The organism is Spirosoma liriopis, assembly GCF_023196085.1.
GTDB lineage: Bacteria > Bacteroidota > Bacteroidia > Cytophagales > Spirosomataceae > Spirosoma > Spirosoma oryzicola.
In genome coordinates, this window is the sequence record NZ_JALPRF010000001.1 from 1,696,771 (window position 1) to 1,717,859 (window position 21,089).

Genomic DNA, 21,089 nt, shown 5'->3' on the forward strand with positions numbered 1-21,089 from the left:
AATACCGAACGTATTGAGCCTGATAGCTTTCAACAAACTAAGTGAAACAGGGTAAGACAGGAGCGACACATGAAAAAATGTTTTAGTGTATATATTTTTCTGCTATTTGGTTTAATAGCTACGCTCTACCGCACGCAGGCACAAACGACCAACCAGATAGTTAAGATCACTTACCCCGAAAGCCGTGCTGTTTTTCAACGAGGTAATGATGATTTCAGCACCATTTACATTTCGGGAAATTATTACCAGCCCGTAGACAGCGTCCAGGCCCGCGTTGTTGCGGAGCAGTCGGGTCAGGGAATCAATACCGAATGGGCCACTGTTCAGCGGAATCCCCAGGGCGGCATCTTCCAAAGCTCCTTACGGGCAAAGGGCGGCTGGTACCGGCTGGAAGTGCAGGCTTTTTCGGGGGGCGCAATCGTAGGTACGGATGTTATCCGTAAAGTTGGTGTCGGCGAAGTGTTTATCATTACCGGACAGTCCAACGCACAGGGTTTTCAGAATTTTGGCGCATTGGGTGCTTCGGATGATCGAGTGAACTGCGTTACGTATGACAACAGTACGGCCAACTCACTGAACGATCCGCCAGCTCCTACTTTTCAGCAACTAGGTGCAAGTTCATTGATCGGTCCACGGGGGCAAAGCGCCTGGTGCTGGGGTGTTCTTGGCGACTTGATTGCTAAGCAGTATAACGTCCCCGTATTGTTTATCAATACAGCCTGGCAGGCAACCACCATAAACAACTGGAAAGAAAGCGCGGACGGTCAAATAACTAAAAACATATTTGCCCTTGGTACGCCCAACGAGAATTTTCCCGCTGGAATGCCCTACGCAAACCTGCTGATTGCCCTCCGCTACTACTGTTCCCTTCAGGGATTGCGGGCAGTGCTGTGGCAGCAGGGCGAAAACGACAACGTCCCGCTGCATTCCAGCCGAAAAGTATATAGCGAGGGGATGCAGTACCTGGTCAATAAGACCCGCTCTGATACAGATCGCTATCCAGCCTGGGTGCTGGCCCGGTCGTCGTACAACGTAGGCGAGGTTAGTCAGGACATTATCCAGGCTCAGAACGACGTTATCAACACCTATAACAACAACGTATTTGCGGGACCTTTTACCGATAATATTCAGATTCCCCGTTATGAGGGTAATGTACACTTTGGTGGTGAAGGCTTACAGCAACTCGGCCAAGCCTGGTTCAATAGTTTGAACGCCATATTTTTTGCGACATCGCGTCCGCTCACTCCGCTTCCTTCGCCTGCGGTAACCGTAGCTTGCGGGTCGAACAATAACTTAACTGTTAGCTTGCCCAGCTTATACCGATCATATACGTGGAATAATGGTCAGACATCACGGACCATCAACGTCAATCAGCCCGGCGTTTATCGGGCAACCCTAAAAGACAATACAGGCAATACCTACCTGTCACCAGCCATCGATGTACAGGGCATCATTCAGCCAACAGTTCCTACCATCGCTTTGAACACGCAGCCGAATCAGGCAGCGACTTCTCAGCAACAGGTCTGCGCCGACTCGGCCTTAGTACTTACGGCTAGTTCGTCGGCGGGTAGCATACCCTTGTGGAGTACAGGAATCAGTAGTAAAACAATATCATTGACGGCATCGGGCACTTACTCGGCTCAGGCAATCAACGTGTACGGTTGTAAATCAGCCCAATCGTCGCCTATTACCCTGACGGTTCGTCCTAAGCTGTTCGTTCCTGTTGTCGAGCAAGTCGGTACATATTCGCTGGAAGCCGCTTTACCCGCACCAACCAGTGGTGGTACTGACCAATTCGACTGGCGACGGGCTAATGACCTCATTCCCCAGACTAGTTCAGTAGTCAAGGTTATCGTCAGTGGCAGCTACTCCGCCCGTACCAAAACGACTTTCGCTCTGAACGGTAGCCAGAATTTGACCTGCTATTCGGACTATAGCGCACCTAAAGAGTTTGTATTTGACCAGACTACTGGTGGCGTCAGCGTTTATCCGAACCCGTCAACGGATGGTATGATAACCGTTGAAACCGAAGAGAATCTGAAAGATGCGCTCGTTGACGTTTACTCCATGACCGGCCAGCAATTATCCTCCTACGTGGTACCGTTGTTCAATGAGCGAAAAGCGGTAGACCTGTCAGGACTTGCTAAAGGTGAATACATTATCCGAATTCGGGCAGCTGGGTTCAACGTATCCCGGCGCGTGATCGTTGCTCAGTAATACGTCGAACAATAACCTACTTACCAAGAAGTCCTTTTCACTGAAAAGGACTTCTTGTTTATAAGCGTTCTAAGTAACAGTTGACCGGGGGCTATCTGTTGAAAAAAAGGCGGTTAGCCTGTATATTTGGAGGATGTTCGGATGAACGTCCGGGCAGCAATTAAATGTGCTTATTGGTTTTATCGCTACCTTTGTAGCACTACTTTTAATAGTACTGTATGAACGCGACTTACCTGCCGGCCGACTATCTGCCGGTGCTCATTCAGCTTGGTTTAGCCCTTGGTTTCATCATCACAACGATGTTTGTAACCCATGCCATTGGTCCCAAGCGGAACAGTGAGAAAAAAGATGATCCATTTGAGTGCGGTATTCCTGTTCAGGGTGATGCACGCACGCCAATCTCGATCAAGTATTTTCTGATCGCTATCCTGTTCGTTTTGTTCGACGTGGAAGTAATCTTTTTGTACCCATGGGCTGTTAATTTCAAAGGGCTTGGCATGACCGGTTTTATTGAAATGGTTTTGTTTATGGGCTTGTTGCTGGCTGGTTTCTATTACATCATCCGCAAGGGTGTTTTGAAGTGGGAATAGCAGCAGTAAATGAATTTTAGTACATTCTTATTCGTTGTTAGAGTAATCAAACACAACGTTTTATGGCAACTGACATTAAGCTGGCCGAAGCTCCGCCTAGTTATGACGGGCAGGGATTCTCTGCCACTTCTTTCGATAAAGTAATTGGACTGGCCCGGGCAAATTCGCTCTGGCCACTGCCATTTGCAACCTCATGCTGCGGCATTGAATTCATGGCTACCCTGGCTTCCGACTGGGATTTAGGTCGTTTTGGCTCTGAACGGAACAGCTTTTCGCCCCGTCAGGCTGATATGCTTCTGGTAGCCGGTACCATTGCAAAAAAAATGGGCCCTGTTGTCAAGCAGGTATATTTACAGATGGCTGAACCGCGCTGGGTAGTGGCTATTGGTGCCTGCGCGTCGAGCGGTGGTATTTTCGATACCTACAGCGTGTTGCAGGGTATTGACCGGATCATTCCGGTTGACGTATACGTACCTGGTTGCCCACCACGTCCTGAACAGATTATTGAAGGAGTCATGCAGATTCAGGAGCTGGCCAAAAACGAATCGCTGCGCCGTCGTAATACAGAAGAATACCAGAAGTTGTTGAACTCGTATAATATTCAGTAATAACCGCTTTACGTGAGATTGGTCGCCACAGATACTACCAACCCCGCATAAAGTTGTCTTACCCACCCCTATGCTGACGAACGAATCAGTCGCGCAAACCATCATTACTCAATTTGGTGAAGCCGTTAGTGATTTTGACGATCCTTATGATCTGTTAACATTTTCGACTACCCGCGAGACAATCATTTCGCTCATCACTTTTCTGAAAGAGCACTCGACTTTGCAGGTTGGTTTTCTGACCGATATCACAGCCGTTCATTATCCTGATTCTCCCGGAAAAGAGTTCTGCGTTGTGTATCACTTGCACAGCCTGATCAATAACCTCCGGCTACGCGTTAAAGTCTATCTGTCGAACGAGGATCTTCACATTCCAACGGCTATTCCGCTGTTCATGAGCGCGAACTGGATGGAACGAGAAACTTTTGACCTGTTCGGCATTATCTTCGATGGTCATCCGGATTTACGTCGAATCCTGAACATGGAAGAAATGGATTATCACCCAATGCGCAAAGAATATCCGCTTGAAGATCAAACTCGAGAGGATAAGATCGACGCCTTGTTTGGACGATAAACGTGCAAAGGACCGACCCGTGATTTTATATTTATCACTCGTCCGTTCTTTTGCTTTTTACCCTTTGACATATGGTTTCTGAAGAACTCGATATAGCGAATAAAAACCTGCCTGCCGAACAAGGTCCTGTTCAGTACGTTAACGAACTGACCACGCTCAACCTTGGGCCAACGCATCCTGCTACTCACGGTATTTTCCAGAACATTCTGCAAATGGATGGGGAGAAAATCGTATCGGGCGAGCAGACAATTGGCTATATCCACCGGGCCTTTGAAAAAATTGCAGAACGGCGTCCTTTCTACCAGATTACGACGCTTACCGACCGCATGAATTACTGCTCGTCGCCTATCAACAACATGGGCTGGCACATGACGGTTGAGAAACTGCTCGGCATTGACGTTCCTAAGCGCGCTCAATACATCCGTGTCATTATGATGGAGCTGGCCCGCATTGCTGACCACATCATTTGTAACGCCATTCTGGGTGCTGATACGGGTGCGCTCACCGGTTTTACGTACATATTCCAGGAGCGTGAGAAAATTTACGATATCTACGAAGAAGTTTGTGGAGCTCGTCTGACGACTAACATGGGCCGGATCGGTGGCATGGAGCGCGACCTTTCTCCTACTGCTATTCGGAAGATAAAAGAATTCCTGGACCGTTTTCCAAAAGTACTGACTGAGTTTGAAAACCTGTTCAACCGCAACCGGATTTTCATGGATCGGGTTGTGAACGTCGGTGGCATTTCGGCAGAACGTGCGCTCAGCTACGGTTTCACGGGTCCGAATCTACGGGCCGCCGGTGTTGACTACGATGTTCGTGTTATGAACCCGTACTCGTCGTACCAGGATTTCGAATTCGACATTCCCGTTGGTCAGAGCGGTGATACGTATGACCGTTACATGGTTCGTGGGGAGGAGATGTGGCAAAGTCTGCGCATCATCAAACAGGCGATTGACAACCTACCCGAAGGCTCTCATTACGCCGATGCCCCTCAGTATTACCTTCCTCCCAAACAGGAAGTTTACAAAAACATGGAGGCTCTTATCTATCACTTCAAGATTGTGATGGGTGAAATCGACGCCCCTGTTGGTGAGGTTTACCACGCGGTTGAAGGTGGTAACGGCGAGTTGGGCTTTTATCTGATCAGCGACGGGGGCCGGGCTCCTTACCGGTTACACTTCCGTCGTCCATGCTTTATCTACTACCAGGCTTACCCTGAAATGTGTAAAGGCATGACGCTGTCAGACGCCATTATTATCATGAGTAGTATGAACGTCATTGCTGGTGAATTAGATGCGTAATGTAAGTTTCACCAAGCCGTGGCTGGCCCACCCAAGCGGTTTATAGTTTCAGTTATGAGTAAGACTGTTGAAAATAAAACGGTAGTTTTTACACCGGAGCGTGTAGCAAAAGCACAGGAAATAATAGCCCGCTATCCGGCAGATCGGCAGAAATCGGCTTTGCTACCCTTACTTCACCTGTTGCAGGAACAAGAAGGCTGGACAAGTCCGGAAGGTATGGACTACGTGGCCCGGCTACTCGATATCCAGCCCATTGAGGTGTATGAAGTAGCGACGTTCTACACCATGTACCACATTGATCCCGTTGGTCAGCATGTAATTGAATACTGCCGTACGGGTCCATGCTGCCTGATGGGTGGCGAAGATGTGCTAGCTCACCTGAAGCATCGCCTTGGCATTGATACCGGTCAGACAACGGTGGATGGGCGTTTTACGCTCAAGGAAGTAGAATGCTTAGCGGCTTGTGGCATGGGTCCGGTATTTCAGATTCGGGAGAAGTACTACATGAATCTGACCAACGAGCGTGTAGACGAGATTATTGACGAATTGTCGAAGTAACACATGGCTACTAAAATATTAACCGAACATATTAACGTTCCGGGCATCGAAACTTTTGATGTATACCGGAAACAAGGTGGCTACACCGCCGTTGAGAAGGCACTAAAGACAATGACACCCGATGAAATTGTCGAAGAAGTGAAAAAAGCGGGTGTTCGGGGCCGGGGCGGAGCGGGTTTCCCAATGGGTATGAAATGGAGCTTTCTGGCCAAGCCGGAAGGTGTTCCCCGATACCTGGTTTGTAACGCTGACGAATCGGAGCCCGGCACATTCAAAGATCATTATCTGATGAAAAATCTTCCTCACCTATTGATTGAGGGAATGATTGTTTCATCGTTTGCGCTTGGTGCCAATAAGTCGTTCATCTACGTGCGGGGTGAACTGATGTACGTAATCCGTATTCTTGAAAAAGCCATTGCCGAGGCAGAAGCCAAAGGTTTCTTAGGAAAGAATATTCTCGGTACCGGTTATGACCTCGAACTGGTCGTACAACCCGGTGGTGGTGCGTATATCTGTGGTGAAGAAACCGCTCTGCTGGAATCGCTGGAAGGAAAACGTGGTAACCCACGGAATAAGCCACCGTTCCCAGCTGTCAAAGGTTTGTACCAATGCCCAACGGTAGTCAACAACGTCGAATCGATTGCGACGACCTCCTGGATTGTCAACAATGGCGGTGATGCGTACGCAGCGATTGGTATTGGTCGTAGTACGGGCACCAAACTGATTTCGGCTTCTGGTCACATCAACAAACCGGGCGTTTACGAAATTGAGTTAGGAGTTCCAGTCGAAGATTTTATCTACGCGGACGAATGGTGTGGTGGCATCCGGACTGGTCATAAGTTTAAAGCACTCGTAGCGGGTGGTTCTTCCGTCCCCATTCTCCCGGCGAATCTGGCCTTGACACTAGCCAACGGCGAAAAGCGGTTAATGAGCTACGAATCGTTATCCGATGGTGGTTTCGCAACGGGTACTATGCTCGGTTCGGGCGGGTTTATTGTTTTCGACGAAACGTCCTGTATCGTTCGTAACACATGGAATTTCTCCCGCTTCTACCACCACGAGTCTTGTGGCCAATGCAGCCCCTGCCGCGAAGGTACCGGTTGGATGGAGAAAGTACTGCACCGGATCGAATACGGGCATGGCCATCAGCAGGATATTGATCTGCTGGTAGATGTAGCCAAGAAAATTGAAGGAAATACCATCTGCCCGCTTGGTGATGCTGCTGCGTGGCCTGTTGCCAGTGCGATACGGCACTTCCGTGATGAGTTTCAGTGGCATATAGACAACCCATCCGAAGCGACACAGCCCGGTGCTGTTTATCGGGGCGAGATGGCTTTGGTATAAAGTAAGACGGCCCACAAGCCGCAATAGACTAATTAGTGAGTGGCTAAAAGCCGCAGCATACTATATGGAAGATGTAAAGCCGCAACTGTTGAAAGTCACCATCGACGGAATCGAAGTCGAGGTGGAACCGGGCACAACCATTTTGCAGGCCGCCCGCAAAATTGGTCCGGAGGTGGCTCCTCCTGCCATGTGCTATTATCAGCCCTTGAAAGGCAGTGGCGGCAAATGTCGGGCGTGTTTGGTTCGGGTAGCCGCAGGTTCGGCTAAAGACCCACGGCCAATGCCTAAACTGGTCGCTTCGTGTCTGACAGCCGTACAGGATGGTATGATCGTCGAGAACACAACCAGCCCACAAGTAATTGACGCCCGCAATGGTGTTGTTGAATTTTTGTTGCTTAACCACCCGCTGGACTGCCCCGTTTGCGATCAGGCCGGCGAATGTGATCTTCAAAACTTTTCTTTTGATCATGGCAAAGCAACGACACGTTACGAAGAAGATCGCCGGACGTTCGAGAAAAACGACCTCGGTCCCTACATTCAGTTGCACATGACGCGTTGCATTCTGTGCTATCGTTGCGTGTATACAGCCGATCAGATCACGAACAAACGCGTTCATGGCGTGTTAGGTCGGGGTGACGCAGCCGAAATCGGAACGTACATCGAAAAAGCGATTGATAACGATTTCTCGGGTAACGTCATTGATGTTTGTCCGGTTGGTGCACTAACCGATAAAACCTACCGGTTCAAAAACCGGGTTTGGTTTACGAAACCCGTCGATGCCCACCGCGATTGTCCAACCTGCTCGGGTAACGTAACGCTTTGGTATCGTGGCGACGAGGTGATCCGGGTAACAGCTCGCAAAAACGAGTGGAACGAGGTTACCGAGTTTATCTGTAATACCTGCCGCTTCGAGAAAAAGAAAACCAGTGACTGGACGATTGAGGGACCAACCAAGATCTCACGCAGTTCTGTCATTTCGGCCAACAAATACCGGGCAGATACGATTAAACCGAGTTTCGGTCAGCGGTTAGCAGCAGCGGAGTACAAAGAAATTCACGAAGAGCGGGATACGTCGCAATTGAAAATTCAACAGTTGCCACCTGAGCGTTTTGCCAAGTTGCCGTCGGCAATGGAGCCCGAACCTTGATAAGTTTATAGGTAAAGTGTTTTCAGTTTCCGGATAGTTGGTACGAAATAACCTGGCTATCGAAAAACTAAAAACCGAAAACTTTTAGAAATGGATCTGACCGTATTAATCGTTAGAGGAATCATTATCCTGGTACTCTTTGTGATAACGCTCGTCATCGCAGCCTACTCCACCTACGGGGAGCGCAAGGTAGCCGCGTTCTTGCAGGATCGTCTTGGACCAAACCGCGCAGGCCCCTGGGGGCTGATGCAACCCCTTGCCGATGCGGGCAAGATGTTTTTTAAAGAGGATTTCATTCCTTCCCAGGCAAGCAAGTGGCTTTTTATTCTGGGACCTTGCCTAGCCATGCTGACAGCACTGATGTCGAGTGCCGTTATTCCGTTTGGCGACAGCATCCGGTTTGCCTGGAACAACATCAACTACGATGTTACTTTACAGGGTACTGAAATCAACATTGGCGTACTGTACATTTTCGGCGTAGTATCGCTGGGCGTATACGGCGTTATGGTTGGCGGCTGGGCGTCGAACAACAAGTTTTCGTTGCTGGGTGCCATCAGAGCGGCTTCACAAAACATCAGCTACGAGATCGCGCTGGGTCTTTCCATAATCGCGATCCTGATGATGACTGGTTCTTTGTCGCTGCGGGCCATCGTTAACGAGCAAGCTAGCTTTTTTGAGTGGAACGTATTCACCCAGCCGCTGGGCTTCGTCATTTTCTTGACCTGCGCTTTTGCGGAGTGTAACCGTACCCCGTTCGACCTACCTGAGTGCGAAACGGAACTTGTTGGTGGTTACCATACCGAATACAGCTCGATGAAGCTTGGCTTCTACCTCTTCGCGGAGTACATCAACATGTTTGTTTCATCGGCATTCATTTCAACGTTGTATTTCGGTGGCTTCCATTACCCATTTATGAACGAAGTGGGAGCCGCTCTCGAAACTAGTCTGGGCGCAGTAACCGGGCATAACTTAGCCACGGCTATTCAGTTTGTGGTTTTCTTCGGTAAGATCTTCTTCTTTATTTTCTTCTTTATGTGGGTACGCTGGACGCTTCCTCGCTTCCGCTACGACCAACTGATGAATCTGGGCTGGAAGATGTTTATTCCGCTAGCGATTCTCAATGTGATTGTGACCGGAGCAGGCTTGCTTTTCAACATCAAATACGCGAGTTGGTTAATCGCTATTGTGATGATTGTACTCGCTGCAACATCAATGTCACGCGCGCCTAAACGAGAAATTGTTCCGCAACAGTCCTAACAGGTTATGGCTTTTGCTGGACGGTCTTTTGTAAAACCGTCCAGCAAAAGCTGATTCTGAGCTCTGAAAAACATGCAACTAACGAATCGCTCAAAACAAGTCAGCAATAAAGAAATGACGCTGGCGGAAAGAATGTACCTCCCCGCCGTTATCAGCGGGTTGGGTATAACGATCCGTCACTTGTTTCGGAAGAAAGTGACTATTCAATACCCGGAGGTAAAAAAATACCTGGGTCCAATTTACCGTGGGCATCACGTTCTCAAACGTGATGAGCAAGGCCGCGAACGCTGCACCGCCTGTGGCTTATGTGCGGTTGCCTGCCCAGCAGAGGCCATTTCGATGGTAGCTGCCGAGCGCAAAAAAGGCGAAGAGAAACTTTACCGGGAAGAGAAATACGCTGCGGTTTACGAGATCAACATGCTGCGTTGTATCTTCTGTGGCCTCTGCGAAGAAGCTTGTCCCAAGCAGGCCGTTTATCTGCGTCACGACCGTATGGTACCTGTCTTTCAGGAGCGCGATCAGGTTATTTACGGTAAAGATCGTCTTGTCGAGAAAATGGATGACCGGTATGTTCGCGCGGCCAATTCAGAAGTAAAAGCTACGCCAACAGAACCTAGTCTGACACGGGCTGCCACCTAGCCAACTATTGTCACCCATCGTTCTTCATTCACCCGGACTATGACAGAATTTTTAAATTTCTTTAAAACGTTAACGCCTACTGGCTATCTGTTTCTGGCGCTGACAGCCCTTACTATTTTTAGCGCTATTGGCGTTGTTACCGCTCGCAATCCGATTTATAGCGTACTTGCTCTGATCGCTACATTTTTCTGCCTATCAGGCCACTATGTATTGTTAAACGCTCAGTTCCTGGCAGCGGTCAACATTATTGTGTACGCGGGAGCAATCATGGTACTCTTTCTGTTTACGATCATGTTTCTGAACCTGCGGAAAGAGGAAGAAGAGTCAAGAACCAATCTGACCAAAATGGCGTCCGTGATCGTCGGTGGTCTGCTTATGGTGATGCTGATTACCATTTTCAGAGCAAAAAGCGCGCAAGTTCCAACGGTCAGCCAAGGATCATTTAATGCCAAAACGGGTCTAGTAGAAAACCTCGGAAGTTTGCTGTACAGCGATTACATTCTGCCATTTGAATTAGCATCAGTCCTTTTCCTGATAGCCATGGTTGGTGCAGTGCTGCTGGGCAAACGGGAAGCGGGCGACCGTCATTTTTGATTTCTTTTATAAGTTTTCAAAATACCTTAATTTACGAGCCGCTCAATGAGCGGCTCATTTAGTTTACACGTATGCTACGCTACCTATTACTCATATCGTTTACGCTGACGATTACCCTCAGCCGGGGGCAGCTACAAGATGATTCGGTTCAGATTGAGGGGCATCAACGAACGTTTCACTTTCTGAAACCAACTCAGTCCGGTGCTTCATTGGTTTTTGTTTTGCACGGCTCAGGCGGTAATGGGAAGGGTATGCGAAGCGGGGCTCAAAAGCTCGAAGCTATCGCGCCGAAGGAAAATATCTTACTCGTCTATCCCGATGGTTACAAGAAATACTGGAACGAATGCCGCAAAACAGCACAGTCGGCCGCCAATCTGGAAGACATCAACGACAATGCCTTTTTTGAGGCTATGATCAACTACTTCAGTCAACACTACCAGATCAACACCAAACAGGTTTTCGCCGTTGGAACGTCGGGAGGTGGTCATATGGCGTATAAGCTTGCGTTGACAATGCCGGAGAAGTTTCGCGCCATTTCGGCGCTTATTGCGAACCTACCCGATACCAACAACCTGGATTGTCCGGAGAAACGAATAGCCATTCCCGTTATGATCGTAAATGGTACTGCCGATAATGTCAACCCGTACAACGGTGGTGAAGTGCTCACGAACAACATCAGCTTGGGTATGGTCCGCTCTACGGATAGAACCTTTCACTACTGGTCCTCGCTGGCGGGCTACAAAAATGAGCCTACCAAAAAATTCCTCCCCGACACCGACCCTGCCGATGGTAAAACCATTGAGCAATACACGTATTCACAAAAAGGGAAGCCAGAAATCACACTGTTAAAAGTACTGAATGGTAAGCACGATTATCCCAACGATATTAATGTTTACCTCGAATCCTGGGCCTTTTTCAAAAGACAGTTGGGTGTTAAGTAGATCTCGGAAAATGCGTGTAAAATATAGTATGCTTGCATAATAATTTTGGCGGATAGTGTAATTATTCCCGCAAAAAATGAGTTATTGCAGTGAGTTTCCTGCTTAATCAGTAACCAACAGTCTATTTATGGACGCATACATTGTAGCCGGATATCGCACAGCCGTTGGTAAAGCGCCACGGGGCGGTCTCCGTTTCACCCGCCCCGACGATATGGCGGCTGAAGTTATCAAGCATTTAATTAGCCAAGTTCCTAATCTGGACCCTGCTCGCGTTGAAGATCTTGTTGTCGGAAACGCCGTTCCGGAAGCGGAACAGGGAATGCAAATAGCCCGGTACATTGCGTTGCTATCCTTGCCAAACAGCGTACCAGGAATGACAATCAATCGTTATTGCGGTTCGGGGTTAGAGGCCATTGCTATTGCCTCGGCAAAAATCCACGCCGGTCTGGCTGACTGCATCATTGCTGGCGGGACCGAATCCATGTCGATGGTCCCCGTAATGGGCTGGAAAACAGCCTTGAACTACGAAATCGCAAAAGCGCATCCCGACTATTACATTGGCATGGGACTGACCGCCGAGCAAGTCGCCCAGCAATTTAAAATCAGCCGCGACGCTCAGGACGAGTTCGCTTATGAATCGCATCAAAAAGCATTGGCCGCGCAGAAAGAAGGAAAATTTACGGATGAGATTGTTCCTATCAGCGTGAGCGAAACCTATTTTGACCCCGAAAGCGGTAAAAAGAAAAGTCGGGAATGGACCGTTTCGCAGGATGAAGGTCCTCGGAAAGATACCAGTGCCGACGGTCTTGCCAAATTGAAACCCGTGTTTGCAGCGGGCGGCTCGGTAACGGCGGGTAACTCGTCGCAAACGTCGGATGGTGCTGCTTTCGTGCTAGTGATGTCAGAACGGCTGGTTAATGAGTTGAATCTGCAACCAGTTGCCCGAATGGTTTCTTACGCAACAGCAGGCGTTGAGCCACGCATTATGGGTATCGGTCCAGTAGCCGCCATCCCGCTGGCGTTACAAAAAGCGGGTATCAAGCAAGACGATATTGATTTGATCGAACTGAATGAAGCGTTCGCAGCTCAGTCGCTGGCGGTCATTCAGGAATTGGGACTTGACGCAAGCAAAATTAATCCAAACGGTGGTGCCATTGCCCTGGGTCACGCTCTCGGCTCGACTGGTGCACGCTTGTCCGTTCAGTTGCTGAATGAGATGCGTCGCCGTGATCAGAAGTACGGCATGGTCTCAGCCTGCGTCGGTGGTGGACAGGGCGTTGCCGGTATATTCGAACGGCTGAATTAAGCTGACCTACGATTTTGTCGCAGCCGGATAGAACTAGGTTCTGTCCGGCTGTTTTATTTTCGAATCAGTAGCTTTTGACCAACTTCGATAATATTATTGACTAGGTTGTTCCAACGCTTTAGATCGTCAACGCTCACCTTGTTGATAACGCTAACCCGGTATAGAGTTTGACCGGGCTGTACGATGTGGTACGTATCTGGCTTGAGCGGTCTGACAGGTATCGCTCTTTCGGGCGAAACAACGTACAAATTGACCAGATTGTCGCGCTTCGGCTGTTTTTTTGCCACTGGCTTAACTGCCTTCGGACGCTCTTTTTCGCTTACATCGACAATAAGTTCTTGCCCCGCCTTAAGCGGTGTTCGTAGAGAAAGGTTATTCCATGCACAAAGCTGGCTAACCTTAACGCCATACAGACGAGCGACGGTAAAGTAGGTCTGGCCAGCGGTTACAACGTGAAGCTTTATTGTACCTGGCATTTCCTCCAGGGGTACTTCTACCTTGGCCAGCGAGTCATCAATGGCTGTTAAGTCTTCATCCAGGATCTGAGCAGCGGTATCACTAGTCACGGGCGGATTAGCAACCGACGGTTTCACATTGGATTGAGCGACAGATTCACTTTGGCGAGTAATATTCTGAACGGTATCGACCGAGCGGGGTGTCGGTGCGGGCTTCTCCACGACAACGGGATCATCCGGATGATTAATATACTGTTCATCTACCGGAAGCTGGCGGTACTCTGCGGGTCTATCTGCCGGACGTTTGTTTTGTAGCCATAATACGCGCCCAATCTGAATCCGTTGCGTAGACGTAAGGTGATTGAATTTTAGCAACGAACTCAACCGGACGCCGTACATATTCGACACTTCACGTAAGGTCTGATTTTTTTGCACGACGTGATAGGGCACTTTGGCTCGTTTCGCTTTTCGTTCGAGGTAATAGATTTCACCGGGCCGGGCAACATCTTTTACACCAAGATCATTATACTTCAGGAATGCGTTAACGGTAACATTTCCGTAGAAAGCCAATGTAATAAAATTGTCACAATTTTGTGCCTGAACTCCCCTACGATCGTTGATCGTGTAGAAAATAGCCAGTGATCGCAGTCCTTCACCTTGTTCATCCTGCTTGACCAGTATCGGAAAACCAACGTCAACCTGCCGTCCCCGGCCTGACTCGGCCACCGCCCGAACTGCCGAAAACTCATCGGGTGTTACCTGAATCAGCACACTATACTCTTTGTCAGTTGGGATAGCCGCCGTTTTAAGCCATCTGTTCAGCGGATCGATTCGTTCTACAGGAACCCGCAAACGCTCCGCAATCGTTCGAAGCGTTTTTCCCTCCCCATCCTGGTACTCAAACAAAACATACGTATTCGTCGGGTGATAGGTAGGTTGCTCATAATCGAAAACGAGTTTTCGAGCCAGAATTTTCCAAAGCAACGGCGGACTCTGCGGAGAAACCAGAAGATAGGTTGGATCGATCCGGCTAGGAGCAGCCGGTCTTCTTTCGCCTTTGAGATACTGTATGAGAGACAGGACGTAGTTACCCTGCGTTTTTTGCAGACGGGCCAAGTTAGCGAGCACTGCTTCCGTACTTAAGACGGGATGATAGCGCTCATCGACCGTATTGTCGATGCGAAGCTTAAGGTCTTTAGCCTGCGCTGACGTTATTCCCCAAAAACCCAGCGAATCAATATCGGTGAAGGGCAAGGCAGCATAGCGAAAATCGTCGGGAATATCCGCTTCTTTGAAAAGAGGTTTTATAAGCGTAGTCAACTGCTGAAGCGTACTCATCTCCGCCTGAATCTGGCCTCGATTTGCGTACATCGAACGTACTTCCTGCTGCACCTGTAACCGGCTCGGCTGAGTTAGGTGAACCGAAACGCCGGCAAATTCAATATCGAAGGGCACTTCCGGTAGCGATTGCCCAACGGTAAACGAAGCAGAAAGGATTACACACGCAGCAGAAAGCAATAAATGGACAAACGTCTTAAGGCCATTTGAAACAATTGACGGATAAAACGATATAAATCCCATTCTTAATAACATTCTGTTGTAATAATTCCCCGAATATAGTTTACAAAGTAAAAGCACAGCATGTAAGCCTATAAGATCATAGGTACTATTTTTTAATTTATGCTGAAAATTTTTCTAGTAAGTGGGCAGTTTGACCTTTGTTTTTTACCGTTAGTATGCTTGCATACTATTTACAAAATTCGTTTCTTTGTCTAGTGATTAGTATGCACGCATAACAAAACCCTTTCAAGATGATTTCGACGGAACCCAAAGCCTCCATCAAAGGTGGTGAGTTTCTAATTAAAGAAACTGACGCGACTCACGTTTTTATTCCCGAAGAATTTACCGAAGAGCAGCAAATGATTGCCGCTAGTAGCCGTGAATTTCTGGAACGTGAAATCTGGCCGCGGTTAAACGAAATTGATAACGCCAAGGCACCTGAGCTGATTTCATCGCTGATGGACAAAGCGGGTGAACTGGGCCTGTTAGGTACATCGGTCCCCGAAGAGTTTGGCGGATTCGGCATGAATTTCAATACCTCCATGCTGGTCGCTGAAGTAACCGGAGCGGGCCACTCCTTTTCGGTAGCCTTATCGGCTCATACCGGTATCGGAACGCTACCGATTGTTTATTACGGCAACGACGAACAAAAATCGAAATACTTACCAAAGCTGGCTACCGGTGAATGGAAAGCGGCTTACTGCCTTACCGAACCGGACTCCGGCTCCGACGCCAACTCAGGAAAGACCAAAGTCACGCTAAGCGAAGATGGTCAGTTCTACGTGTTGAACGGCCAAAAAATGTGGATCACCAACGGCGGTTTCGCGGACGTGTACATCGTGTTTGCCAAAGTATATGACGAGAATGGGCAGCCGGACAAAAACTTGTCCGCTTTCATCGTGGATCGCACCTTCGACGGCATCACGATGAATGAGCCGGAACATAAGATGGGCATCAAAGGCTCCGACACCCGCCAGATTTTCTTCAACGACGTAAAAGTACCCGTTGAGAACTTACTGTCGGAGCGGGGTAACGGTTTCAAAATCGCCGTTAATATTCTGAACATCGGCCGGATCAAATTGGGTATTGCAGCGGTTGGCGGCTCAAAAGAAGTAATCAACAACGCCATTCGCTACTCAAACGAGCGGAAGCAATTCAAAACGCCAATTTCGCAGTTTGGTGCGATCAAGCACAAGTTGGCCGAAATGGCACTCAAGGTGTACGCTTCCGAAACCGCGAGCTACCGGGCGGGGCAGAACATCGACGAACTGATCGAGGATCTGAAAAGCCAGGGTATGGAAGACGGTCCGGCTAAGCTGAAAGCGCTGGAGCAGTTTGCCATCGAATGTGCCATCATGAAAGTACACGGTTCCGAAGTGCTGGATTATGTCGTTGACGAAGGCGTTCAGGTGTACGGCGGCATGGGTTATTCTGCTGATGCGCCCATGGATCGTGCTTACCGGGATGCCCGCATCAATCGGATTTTTGAGGGCACAAATGAGATCAACCGAATGCTGGTTGTCGATATGCTTTTGAAGCGGGCGATGAAAGGTGAACTGGACCTGATGGGTCCTGCAATGGCCGTCGCTAAAGAGATCATGTCTATTCCGGATTTCAACACGGAAGAGGAAGAAGGCATTTTCATCGCCGAGAAGAAAGCCTTGCGCAACCTCAAGAAAGCCGCGCTGATGGTAGCCGGAGCCGCCGTGCAGAAGTTCATGATGACCCTCTCCAACGAGCAGGAAATTCTGATGAACATTGCCGATATGGTTATTGAAATTTACATTGCCGAATCGGTATTGCTACGCGTTGAAAAGCTGATCGGCATGAAGGGTGAAGAGTCAGTTGCGCTGCAAAAACAGATGGCACTGATTTATTTACACGAAGCCGTTGAAAAAGTTAACAATGCGGGCCGTGCAGCAATCACCTCGTTTGCCGAAGGCGACGAACTTCGTGGTATGCTGATGGGATTGAAACGGTTTACTAAGATAGACCCGATGAATCTGAAAGACGCACGTCGTCAGATTGCCGATGCGATGATTGCCGAAAACAAGTATATTTTCTAGGTCGTCGAGTCAGGTCACCGAAACGCGGAACAGTCGCTTGTAAAAAGCCACCTTTGTAAACAAGGGTGGCTTTTTTTGCATTAGGTAGATAAACTCGCCTGGCGTCTTTTCGGAACGAGTTATACAAAATCGGCTCATCTATGCTATTAAACTCACTTTCGCGCAGAAATTTTCTGGCAGGCCTTGGCGCATCGGCTCTCACGATGCCAACTCTGACCGATGTATTCGGCAATCCCATTCAAATCGATTCGCCTAATCAGGGACGGAAGCTGGGGATTGCTTTACTTGGTTTAGGAAGCTATAGTAAGAATCAGCTGGCTCCTGCTCTACAGCAAACCCAAAATTGCCGTCTGGCAGGAATCGTAACGGGAACGCCTTCGAAAGCAGAAGAGTGGATGCAGAAGTATAACATCCCGAAGGCCAACGTTTATGACTACAAAAACTTCGACCGGATTGCCGATAACAAGGATATCGATGTTGTTTACGTCGTTACGCCCAATTCGATGCATGAAGAATTTGTGATTCGTGCGGCTCAGGCAGGCAAACACGTCATTTGTGAAAAGCCGATGGCCATTACTCCTAAAGCTTGTCAGAATATGATTGACGCCTGCAAAAAGGCCAACAAGCAGTTGGCTATTGGCTACCGGCTTCACTACGAACCATTCACGAAGGAGGTAATGCGGCTCGGTCAGGAAAAGGTTTTCGGCCCAATCAAATTTGTCGAAAGCAGTGATGGCTTCCGCATCGGCGATCCGACGCAGTGGCGCATGAAAAAAAGCATGGCGGGCGGTGGACCACTGATGGACGTTGGTATTTACGCCGTACAGGGTGCTCGTTACGTAACCGGCGAAGAGCCCATTTCTGTCACGGCGCAGTTCTCCCCAAAAACGGAGCCGGATAAATTTAAAGATGTAGAAGAGACGATGTTCTGGCAGTTCCAGTTTCCGAGCGGAGCCGTCTCCAACTCGACTACGAGCTATACAGCGGGCATTGAACGGCTGTATGCTTCCTGCGAGAAAGGCTGGTTTGAATTAGCACCCGCTTTCGGTTATGGCCCGCTTAAAGGGCGCACCAGCAAAGGACCGATTGAGCAACCCGTTGTAAACCACCAGGCCATGCACATGGACGGTGTATGTAAAGATCTGCTGGACGGCAAAAAACTGCCTGATCATATCACGGGCGAGGAAGGCCTACGCGACGTTCGACTGTTGCAGGCTATTTACCAGGCTGCCGAAACGGGCCGAAAAATTAGCTTGAAATCTTAACGTAACCATTCAGATACCCCAGTTCTACAATAGTCCCGATCAACGGGACTATTTTTTTTGCCTATCCCGAATCTCCTGCCCTCACTTGCTAGTGGTTACCGTTCATTAAATTTATTAAGACAAATTCTAAATAATTCTTGCTTCATACAACAGGGCGCTTACTTTTGCAGTCTATTTATAATAAGTCTTAATAAAATCTCTTCCGAAAGACTTTTCTTCTTCGGAGATTCGACATAGTACTTCATCAACAGACTTATTGATTATCAATTGATTACGTCAACGTAGCGCACAAATAAACAAGTTAAACCTTCCTAGCAGTACAAACGAACCAGCGTCCCTTATGAGATATACGTATACCCACTGTCTATCAATGATCGTAACGCTGCTGGTACTGACTTTGCCTACCCTGGTTCGTGCCCAGCAACCCGCTAGCCGTATCGAAGGAACAATCCTCTTAGCCGATGGTACGCCTGGAAGTGCTGCTACGGTACAGATCAAGTCGCTCAAACGGGCCACTACGGCGGATAACAACGGCCATTTTACACTAGACGACTTAGCTTCGGGCCGGTACGAATTACAAATCTCGATGGTCGGCTACGAACCGACCAGACAGACCGTCGACATGGAAAATAATAAGTCTAGCACCGTCATAATCCGCCTTAAAGCCGCTCAGAATCAACTGGACGAAGTGGTTGTAACAGGGCAATACGAGCCTCAATCGATGAAAAAATCGGTCTATCAGGTACGGGTAATCAACAGTGAACGCATTCGTTTACGGGGGGCCGTCAACGTGATTGGCGTCCTGAACAATGAGTTAGGGTTTCGCTTTTCGAACGACCTTATGCTAGGTACAACCGATATTCAGCTGATGGGTATGTCGGGCCGAAACGTAAAGATTCTACTGGATGGCTTACCAATGGTAGACCGGGGCGACACTCGCGAGAGCTTAAACCAGATCGATATTAATTCAATCGAGCGGATTGAGATTGTAGAAGGCCCGATGTCGGTTTCGTACGGTTCGGATGCGCTGGCGGGGGTTATCAATATCATTACCAAAAAACCGGGCAACGAACGGCTTGGCATCAACGCTCGCGTTCAGGAAGAAACCGTTGGTAACGAGTACAGCCCCTTCGCTAACCAAGGCTTACACCTCCAGACAGCGAATGTTACGTGGCAGAAGAAAGGCTGGAACGTATCGGCTGGAGCTACGAACAATACCTTCGGCGGCTGGCAGGGACAAGCCACTGGGCGCGCTAAAGACTGGCTTCCTAAAGACCAATTATTTGGGCATGGCAAAATCGGCTATCGCAACGAAAACCTGATTGTGTATTACCGGCTGGATGCGCTGAAAGAGGACTTACTAAGCCAGGGTATTGAGAATGTCAACACGCGTCAGGCCCGCGACCAGCGATACATTACCCACCGTTACGTTCATCAAGTACAGGGCGACTGGAAATTGAGCGAACGTTTGCAACTCAATGGACAAGCGTCTTACACGGACTATCAACGCCGGACCCAGACAACAATGCTGGATCTGAGTACAGGCCGACGCACGCTTTCGCTGGGCGAAGGCGAACAGGACGTGTCTATTTTCACCAGCCAGACCTACCGCGCTACAGCTTCGTACAAAGTTTCGTCGGCAGTTTCTTTACAACCCGGCGTCGATATCAATCTGGATGGCAGTTCCGGAGCGAGAATTGCAGGATCACCCACCATCAATGACTACGCTTTTTTTGTCTCTTCGACAATCAATCCAACCGCAAAGGTTAGCATCCGTCCGGGTTTGCGCTTCATCAAAAACTCAGTCTACAACGCACCACCGGCTATTCCTTCCCTGAACGCCAAATTTGCGCTTTCTCCCCGACTGGATTTACGCTTAGCGTACGCACGGGGTTTTCGCTCACCCGCCCTGCGCGAACTGTATTTCAACTTTTTCGATGCCAGTCACTCCATTCGCGGCAATCCGAATTTGAAAGCGGAAACCTCGAATAGTATCAATGGATCGCTGGTGTGGCAGGCAGGTCGTCAGTTTAAATCGACGCTTGGCGGTTTCTATAACGTTTTCAATAACCTGATCAGCTACGGAATTGACCCAAGCGACCCGCGCGTTTCGATGAATATCAACATCGACAAGTTTAAAACGACCGGGGTAACGCTGGAAAATGTCTTTACCTGGAAAGCGCTTCAGGCAACGGTTGGCTTCTCCTACATTGGTCGCTATAATAACTTGCTGACGGCAACGGACACCACAAACTACGCAGGCGGCTTACCCTCGTTTATGTGGTCGCCGGAAGTAAATACGAACCTTACGTATACGCTACCAACGCTTGACACCAAGGTCAGCCTTTTCTATAAATACTCCGGCAGACGGCCAAGCTATCAGACTACTGTAACGGCGGATAATCAGGTATCAGCAACGCTAACTGAAATAGCGCCATTCCACTGGGCGGACATCACATTGACAAAGCCAATCGCCAAGTATCTGACCCTTACCGCAGGCGCTAAGAACCTGTTCAATATCACCCGGCTGGCCAACACATCAACCGATACGGGTAGTGCTCATAGTTCGGCAGGACCGGTACCGCTTAGTTACGGACGTTCTTATTTTCTGGGGCTTAGCTTCCAGTGGTACAAAAACTAATAACCCTACTCTCTTTCAACGACTCA

17 protein-coding genes are annotated in these 21,089 nt (G+C 48.8%); 16 read left to right on the top strand and 1 reads right to left on the bottom strand.

From position 1 onward, the window contains the following. Positions 1–69: 69 nt before the first annotated feature. The 13 genes from M0L20_RS07015 to M0L20_RS07075 all read left to right on the top strand — a co-directional run bounded on the left by M0L20_RS07015 (position 70) and on the right by M0L20_RS07075 (position 13,076). Complete coding sequence (locus M0L20_RS07015; RefSeq protein WP_248476263.1) at positions 70–2,217, top strand: T9SS type A sorting domain-containing protein; 2,148 nt, start codon at positions 70–72, stop codon at positions 2,215–2,217. 218 nt (positions 2,218–2,435) lie between these two features. After that, positions 2,436–2,807: an NADH-quinone oxidoreductase subunit A gene (locus M0L20_RS07020; RefSeq protein ID WP_232560142.1), complete on the top strand. Its 372-nt coding sequence runs from the start codon at positions 2,436–2,438 to the stop codon at positions 2,805–2,807. Between the two features lie 62 nt (positions 2,808–2,869). Further along, entirely contained in the window at positions 2,870–3,415 is a 546-nt protein-coding gene (locus tag M0L20_RS07025) for an NADH-quinone oxidoreductase subunit B (RefSeq protein WP_232560143.1), read from the top strand. Positions 3,416–3,485: 70 nt separating this feature from the next. Next, a complete protein-coding gene (locus M0L20_RS07030) occupies positions 3,486–3,986 on the top strand; it encodes an NADH-quinone oxidoreductase subunit C (RefSeq protein ID WP_232560144.1) in 501 nt (166 codons plus the stop codon). A 71-nt stretch (positions 3,987–4,057) separates the two neighbouring features. Further along, positions 4,058–5,290 (top strand): NADH dehydrogenase (quinone) subunit D, encoded by a 1,233-nt coding sequence (gene nuoD, locus M0L20_RS07035; RefSeq protein ID WP_232560145.1) that lies wholly within the window; start codon positions 4,058–4,060, stop codon positions 5,288–5,290. Positions 5,291–5,344: 54 nt separating this feature from the next. Continuing rightward, the gene (locus M0L20_RS07040) at positions 5,345–5,848 is read left to right on the top strand and encodes an NADH-quinone oxidoreductase subunit NuoE family protein (protein ID WP_232560146.1); all 504 of its coding nucleotides are present in this window, start codon (positions 5,345–5,347) and stop codon (positions 5,846–5,848) included. 3 nt (positions 5,849–5,851) lie between these two features. Further along, the gene (gene nuoF, locus M0L20_RS07045) at positions 5,852–7,192 is read left to right on the top strand and encodes an NADH-quinone oxidoreductase subunit NuoF (RefSeq protein WP_232560147.1); all 1,341 of its coding nucleotides are present in this window, start codon (positions 5,852–5,854) and stop codon (positions 7,190–7,192) included. Between the two features lie 64 nt (positions 7,193–7,256). After that, positions 7,257–8,339 carry an NADH-quinone oxidoreductase subunit G gene (locus M0L20_RS07050; RefSeq protein ID WP_232560148.1) on the top strand — a complete coding sequence of 361 codons (1,083 nt, stop codon included), beginning with the start codon at positions 7,257–7,259 and terminating at the stop codon, positions 8,337–8,339. Between the two features lie 90 nt (positions 8,340–8,429). Beyond that, a complete protein-coding gene (nuoH, locus tag M0L20_RS07055; protein WP_248476264.1) occupies positions 8,430–9,596 on the top strand; it encodes an NADH-quinone oxidoreductase subunit NuoH in 1,167 nt (388 codons plus the stop codon). Positions 9,597–9,668: 72 nt separating this feature from the next. Further along, positions 9,669–10,235, top strand: a complete 567-nt coding sequence (locus M0L20_RS07060; protein WP_248476265.1) for a NuoI/complex I 23 kDa subunit family protein — start codon at positions 9,669–9,671, stop codon at positions 10,233–10,235. A gap of 39 nt (positions 10,236–10,274) precedes the next feature. Next, positions 10,275–10,829 carry an NADH-quinone oxidoreductase subunit J family protein gene (locus M0L20_RS07065; protein WP_232560151.1) on the top strand — a complete coding sequence of 185 codons (555 nt, stop codon included), beginning with the start codon at positions 10,275–10,277 and terminating at the stop codon, positions 10,827–10,829. 71 nt (positions 10,830–10,900) lie between these two features. After that, positions 10,901–11,770 (top strand): CE1 family esterase, encoded by an 870-nt coding sequence (locus M0L20_RS07070; RefSeq protein WP_248476266.1) that lies wholly within the window; start codon positions 10,901–10,903, stop codon positions 11,768–11,770. A 127-nt stretch (positions 11,771–11,897) separates the two neighbouring features. Continuing rightward, entirely contained in the window at positions 11,898–13,076 is a 1,179-nt protein-coding gene (locus tag M0L20_RS07075) for an acetyl-CoA C-acyltransferase (protein WP_232560153.1), read from the top strand. Positions 13,077–13,129: 53 nt separating this feature from the next. Here M0L20_RS07075 and M0L20_RS07080 read toward each other — a convergent pair whose 3' ends face one another. Beyond that, entirely contained in the window at positions 13,130–15,112 is a 1,983-nt protein-coding gene (locus M0L20_RS07080; protein WP_248476267.1) for a LysM peptidoglycan-binding domain-containing protein, read from the bottom strand. A 230-nt stretch (positions 15,113–15,342) separates the two neighbouring features. Here M0L20_RS07080 and M0L20_RS07085 point away from each other — a divergent pair, with 230 nt between their 5' ends. The 3 genes from M0L20_RS07085 to M0L20_RS07095 all read left to right on the top strand — a co-directional run bounded on the left by M0L20_RS07085 (position 15,343) and on the right by M0L20_RS07095 (position 21,063). Further along, a complete protein-coding gene (locus tag M0L20_RS07085) occupies positions 15,343–17,157 on the top strand; it encodes an acyl-CoA dehydrogenase FadE (protein WP_248476268.1) in 1,815 nt (604 codons plus the stop codon). A 140-nt stretch (positions 17,158–17,297) separates the two neighbouring features. Further along, positions 17,298–18,422, top strand: a complete 1,125-nt coding sequence (locus M0L20_RS07090) for a Gfo/Idh/MocA family protein (protein ID WP_232560156.1) — start codon at positions 17,298–17,300, stop codon at positions 18,420–18,422. Positions 18,423–18,762: 340 nt separating this feature from the next. Continuing rightward, the gene (locus M0L20_RS07095; RefSeq protein ID WP_248476269.1) at positions 18,763–21,063 is read left to right on the top strand and encodes a TonB-dependent receptor; all 2,301 of its coding nucleotides are present in this window, start codon (positions 18,763–18,765) and stop codon (positions 21,061–21,063) included. Positions 21,064–21,089 lie beyond the last annotated feature (26 nt).

Bases quoted from the DNA above. Each gene is read 5' to 3' on its own strand.
- M0L20_RS07080 (WP_248476267.1), bottom strand. From the start codon at position 15,112: ATGGGATTTATATCGTTTTATCCGTCAATTGTTTCAAATGGCCTTAAG.
- M0L20_RS07020 (WP_232560142.1), top strand. From the start codon at position 2,436: ATGAACGCGACTTACCTGCCGGCCGACTATCTGCCGGTGCTCATTCAG.
- M0L20_RS07085 (WP_248476268.1), top strand. From the start codon at position 15,343: ATGATTTCGACGGAACCCAAAGCCTCCATCAAAGGTGGTGAGTTTCTA.
- M0L20_RS07095 (WP_248476269.1), top strand. From the start codon at position 18,763: ATGAGATATACGTATACCCACTGTCTATCAATGATCGTAACGCTGCTG.
- M0L20_RS07040 (WP_232560146.1), top strand. From the start codon at position 5,345: ATGAGTAAGACTGTTGAAAATAAAACGGTAGTTTTTACACCGGAGCGT.
- M0L20_RS07030 (WP_232560144.1), top strand. From the start codon at position 3,486: ATGCTGACGAACGAATCAGTCGCGCAAACCATCATTACTCAATTTGGT.
- M0L20_RS07015 (WP_248476263.1), top strand. From the start codon at position 70: ATGAAAAAATGTTTTAGTGTATATATTTTTCTGCTATTTGGTTTAATA.
- nuoF (WP_232560147.1), top strand. From the start codon at position 5,852: ATGGCTACTAAAATATTAACCGAACATATTAACGTTCCGGGCATCGAA.
- M0L20_RS07075 (WP_232560153.1), top strand. From the start codon at position 11,898: ATGGACGCATACATTGTAGCCGGATATCGCACAGCCGTTGGTAAAGCG.
- M0L20_RS07070 (WP_248476266.1), top strand. From the start codon at position 10,901: ATGCTACGCTACCTATTACTCATATCGTTTACGCTGACGATTACCCTC.
- M0L20_RS07090 (WP_232560156.1), top strand. From the start codon at position 17,298: ATGCTATTAAACTCACTTTCGCGCAGAAATTTTCTGGCAGGCCTTGGC.
- M0L20_RS07050 (WP_232560148.1), top strand. From the start codon at position 7,257: ATGGAAGATGTAAAGCCGCAACTGTTGAAAGTCACCATCGACGGAATC.
- M0L20_RS07065 (WP_232560151.1), top strand. From the start codon at position 10,275: ATGACAGAATTTTTAAATTTCTTTAAAACGTTAACGCCTACTGGCTAT.
- nuoH (WP_248476264.1), top strand. From the start codon at position 8,430: ATGGATCTGACCGTATTAATCGTTAGAGGAATCATTATCCTGGTACTC.
- nuoD (WP_232560145.1), top strand. From the start codon at position 4,058: ATGGTTTCTGAAGAACTCGATATAGCGAATAAAAACCTGCCTGCCGAA.
- M0L20_RS07060 (WP_248476265.1), top strand. From the start codon at position 9,669: ATGCAACTAACGAATCGCTCAAAACAAGTCAGCAATAAAGAAATGACG.
- M0L20_RS07025 (WP_232560143.1), top strand. From the start codon at position 2,870: ATGGCAACTGACATTAAGCTGGCCGAAGCTCCGCCTAGTTATGACGGG.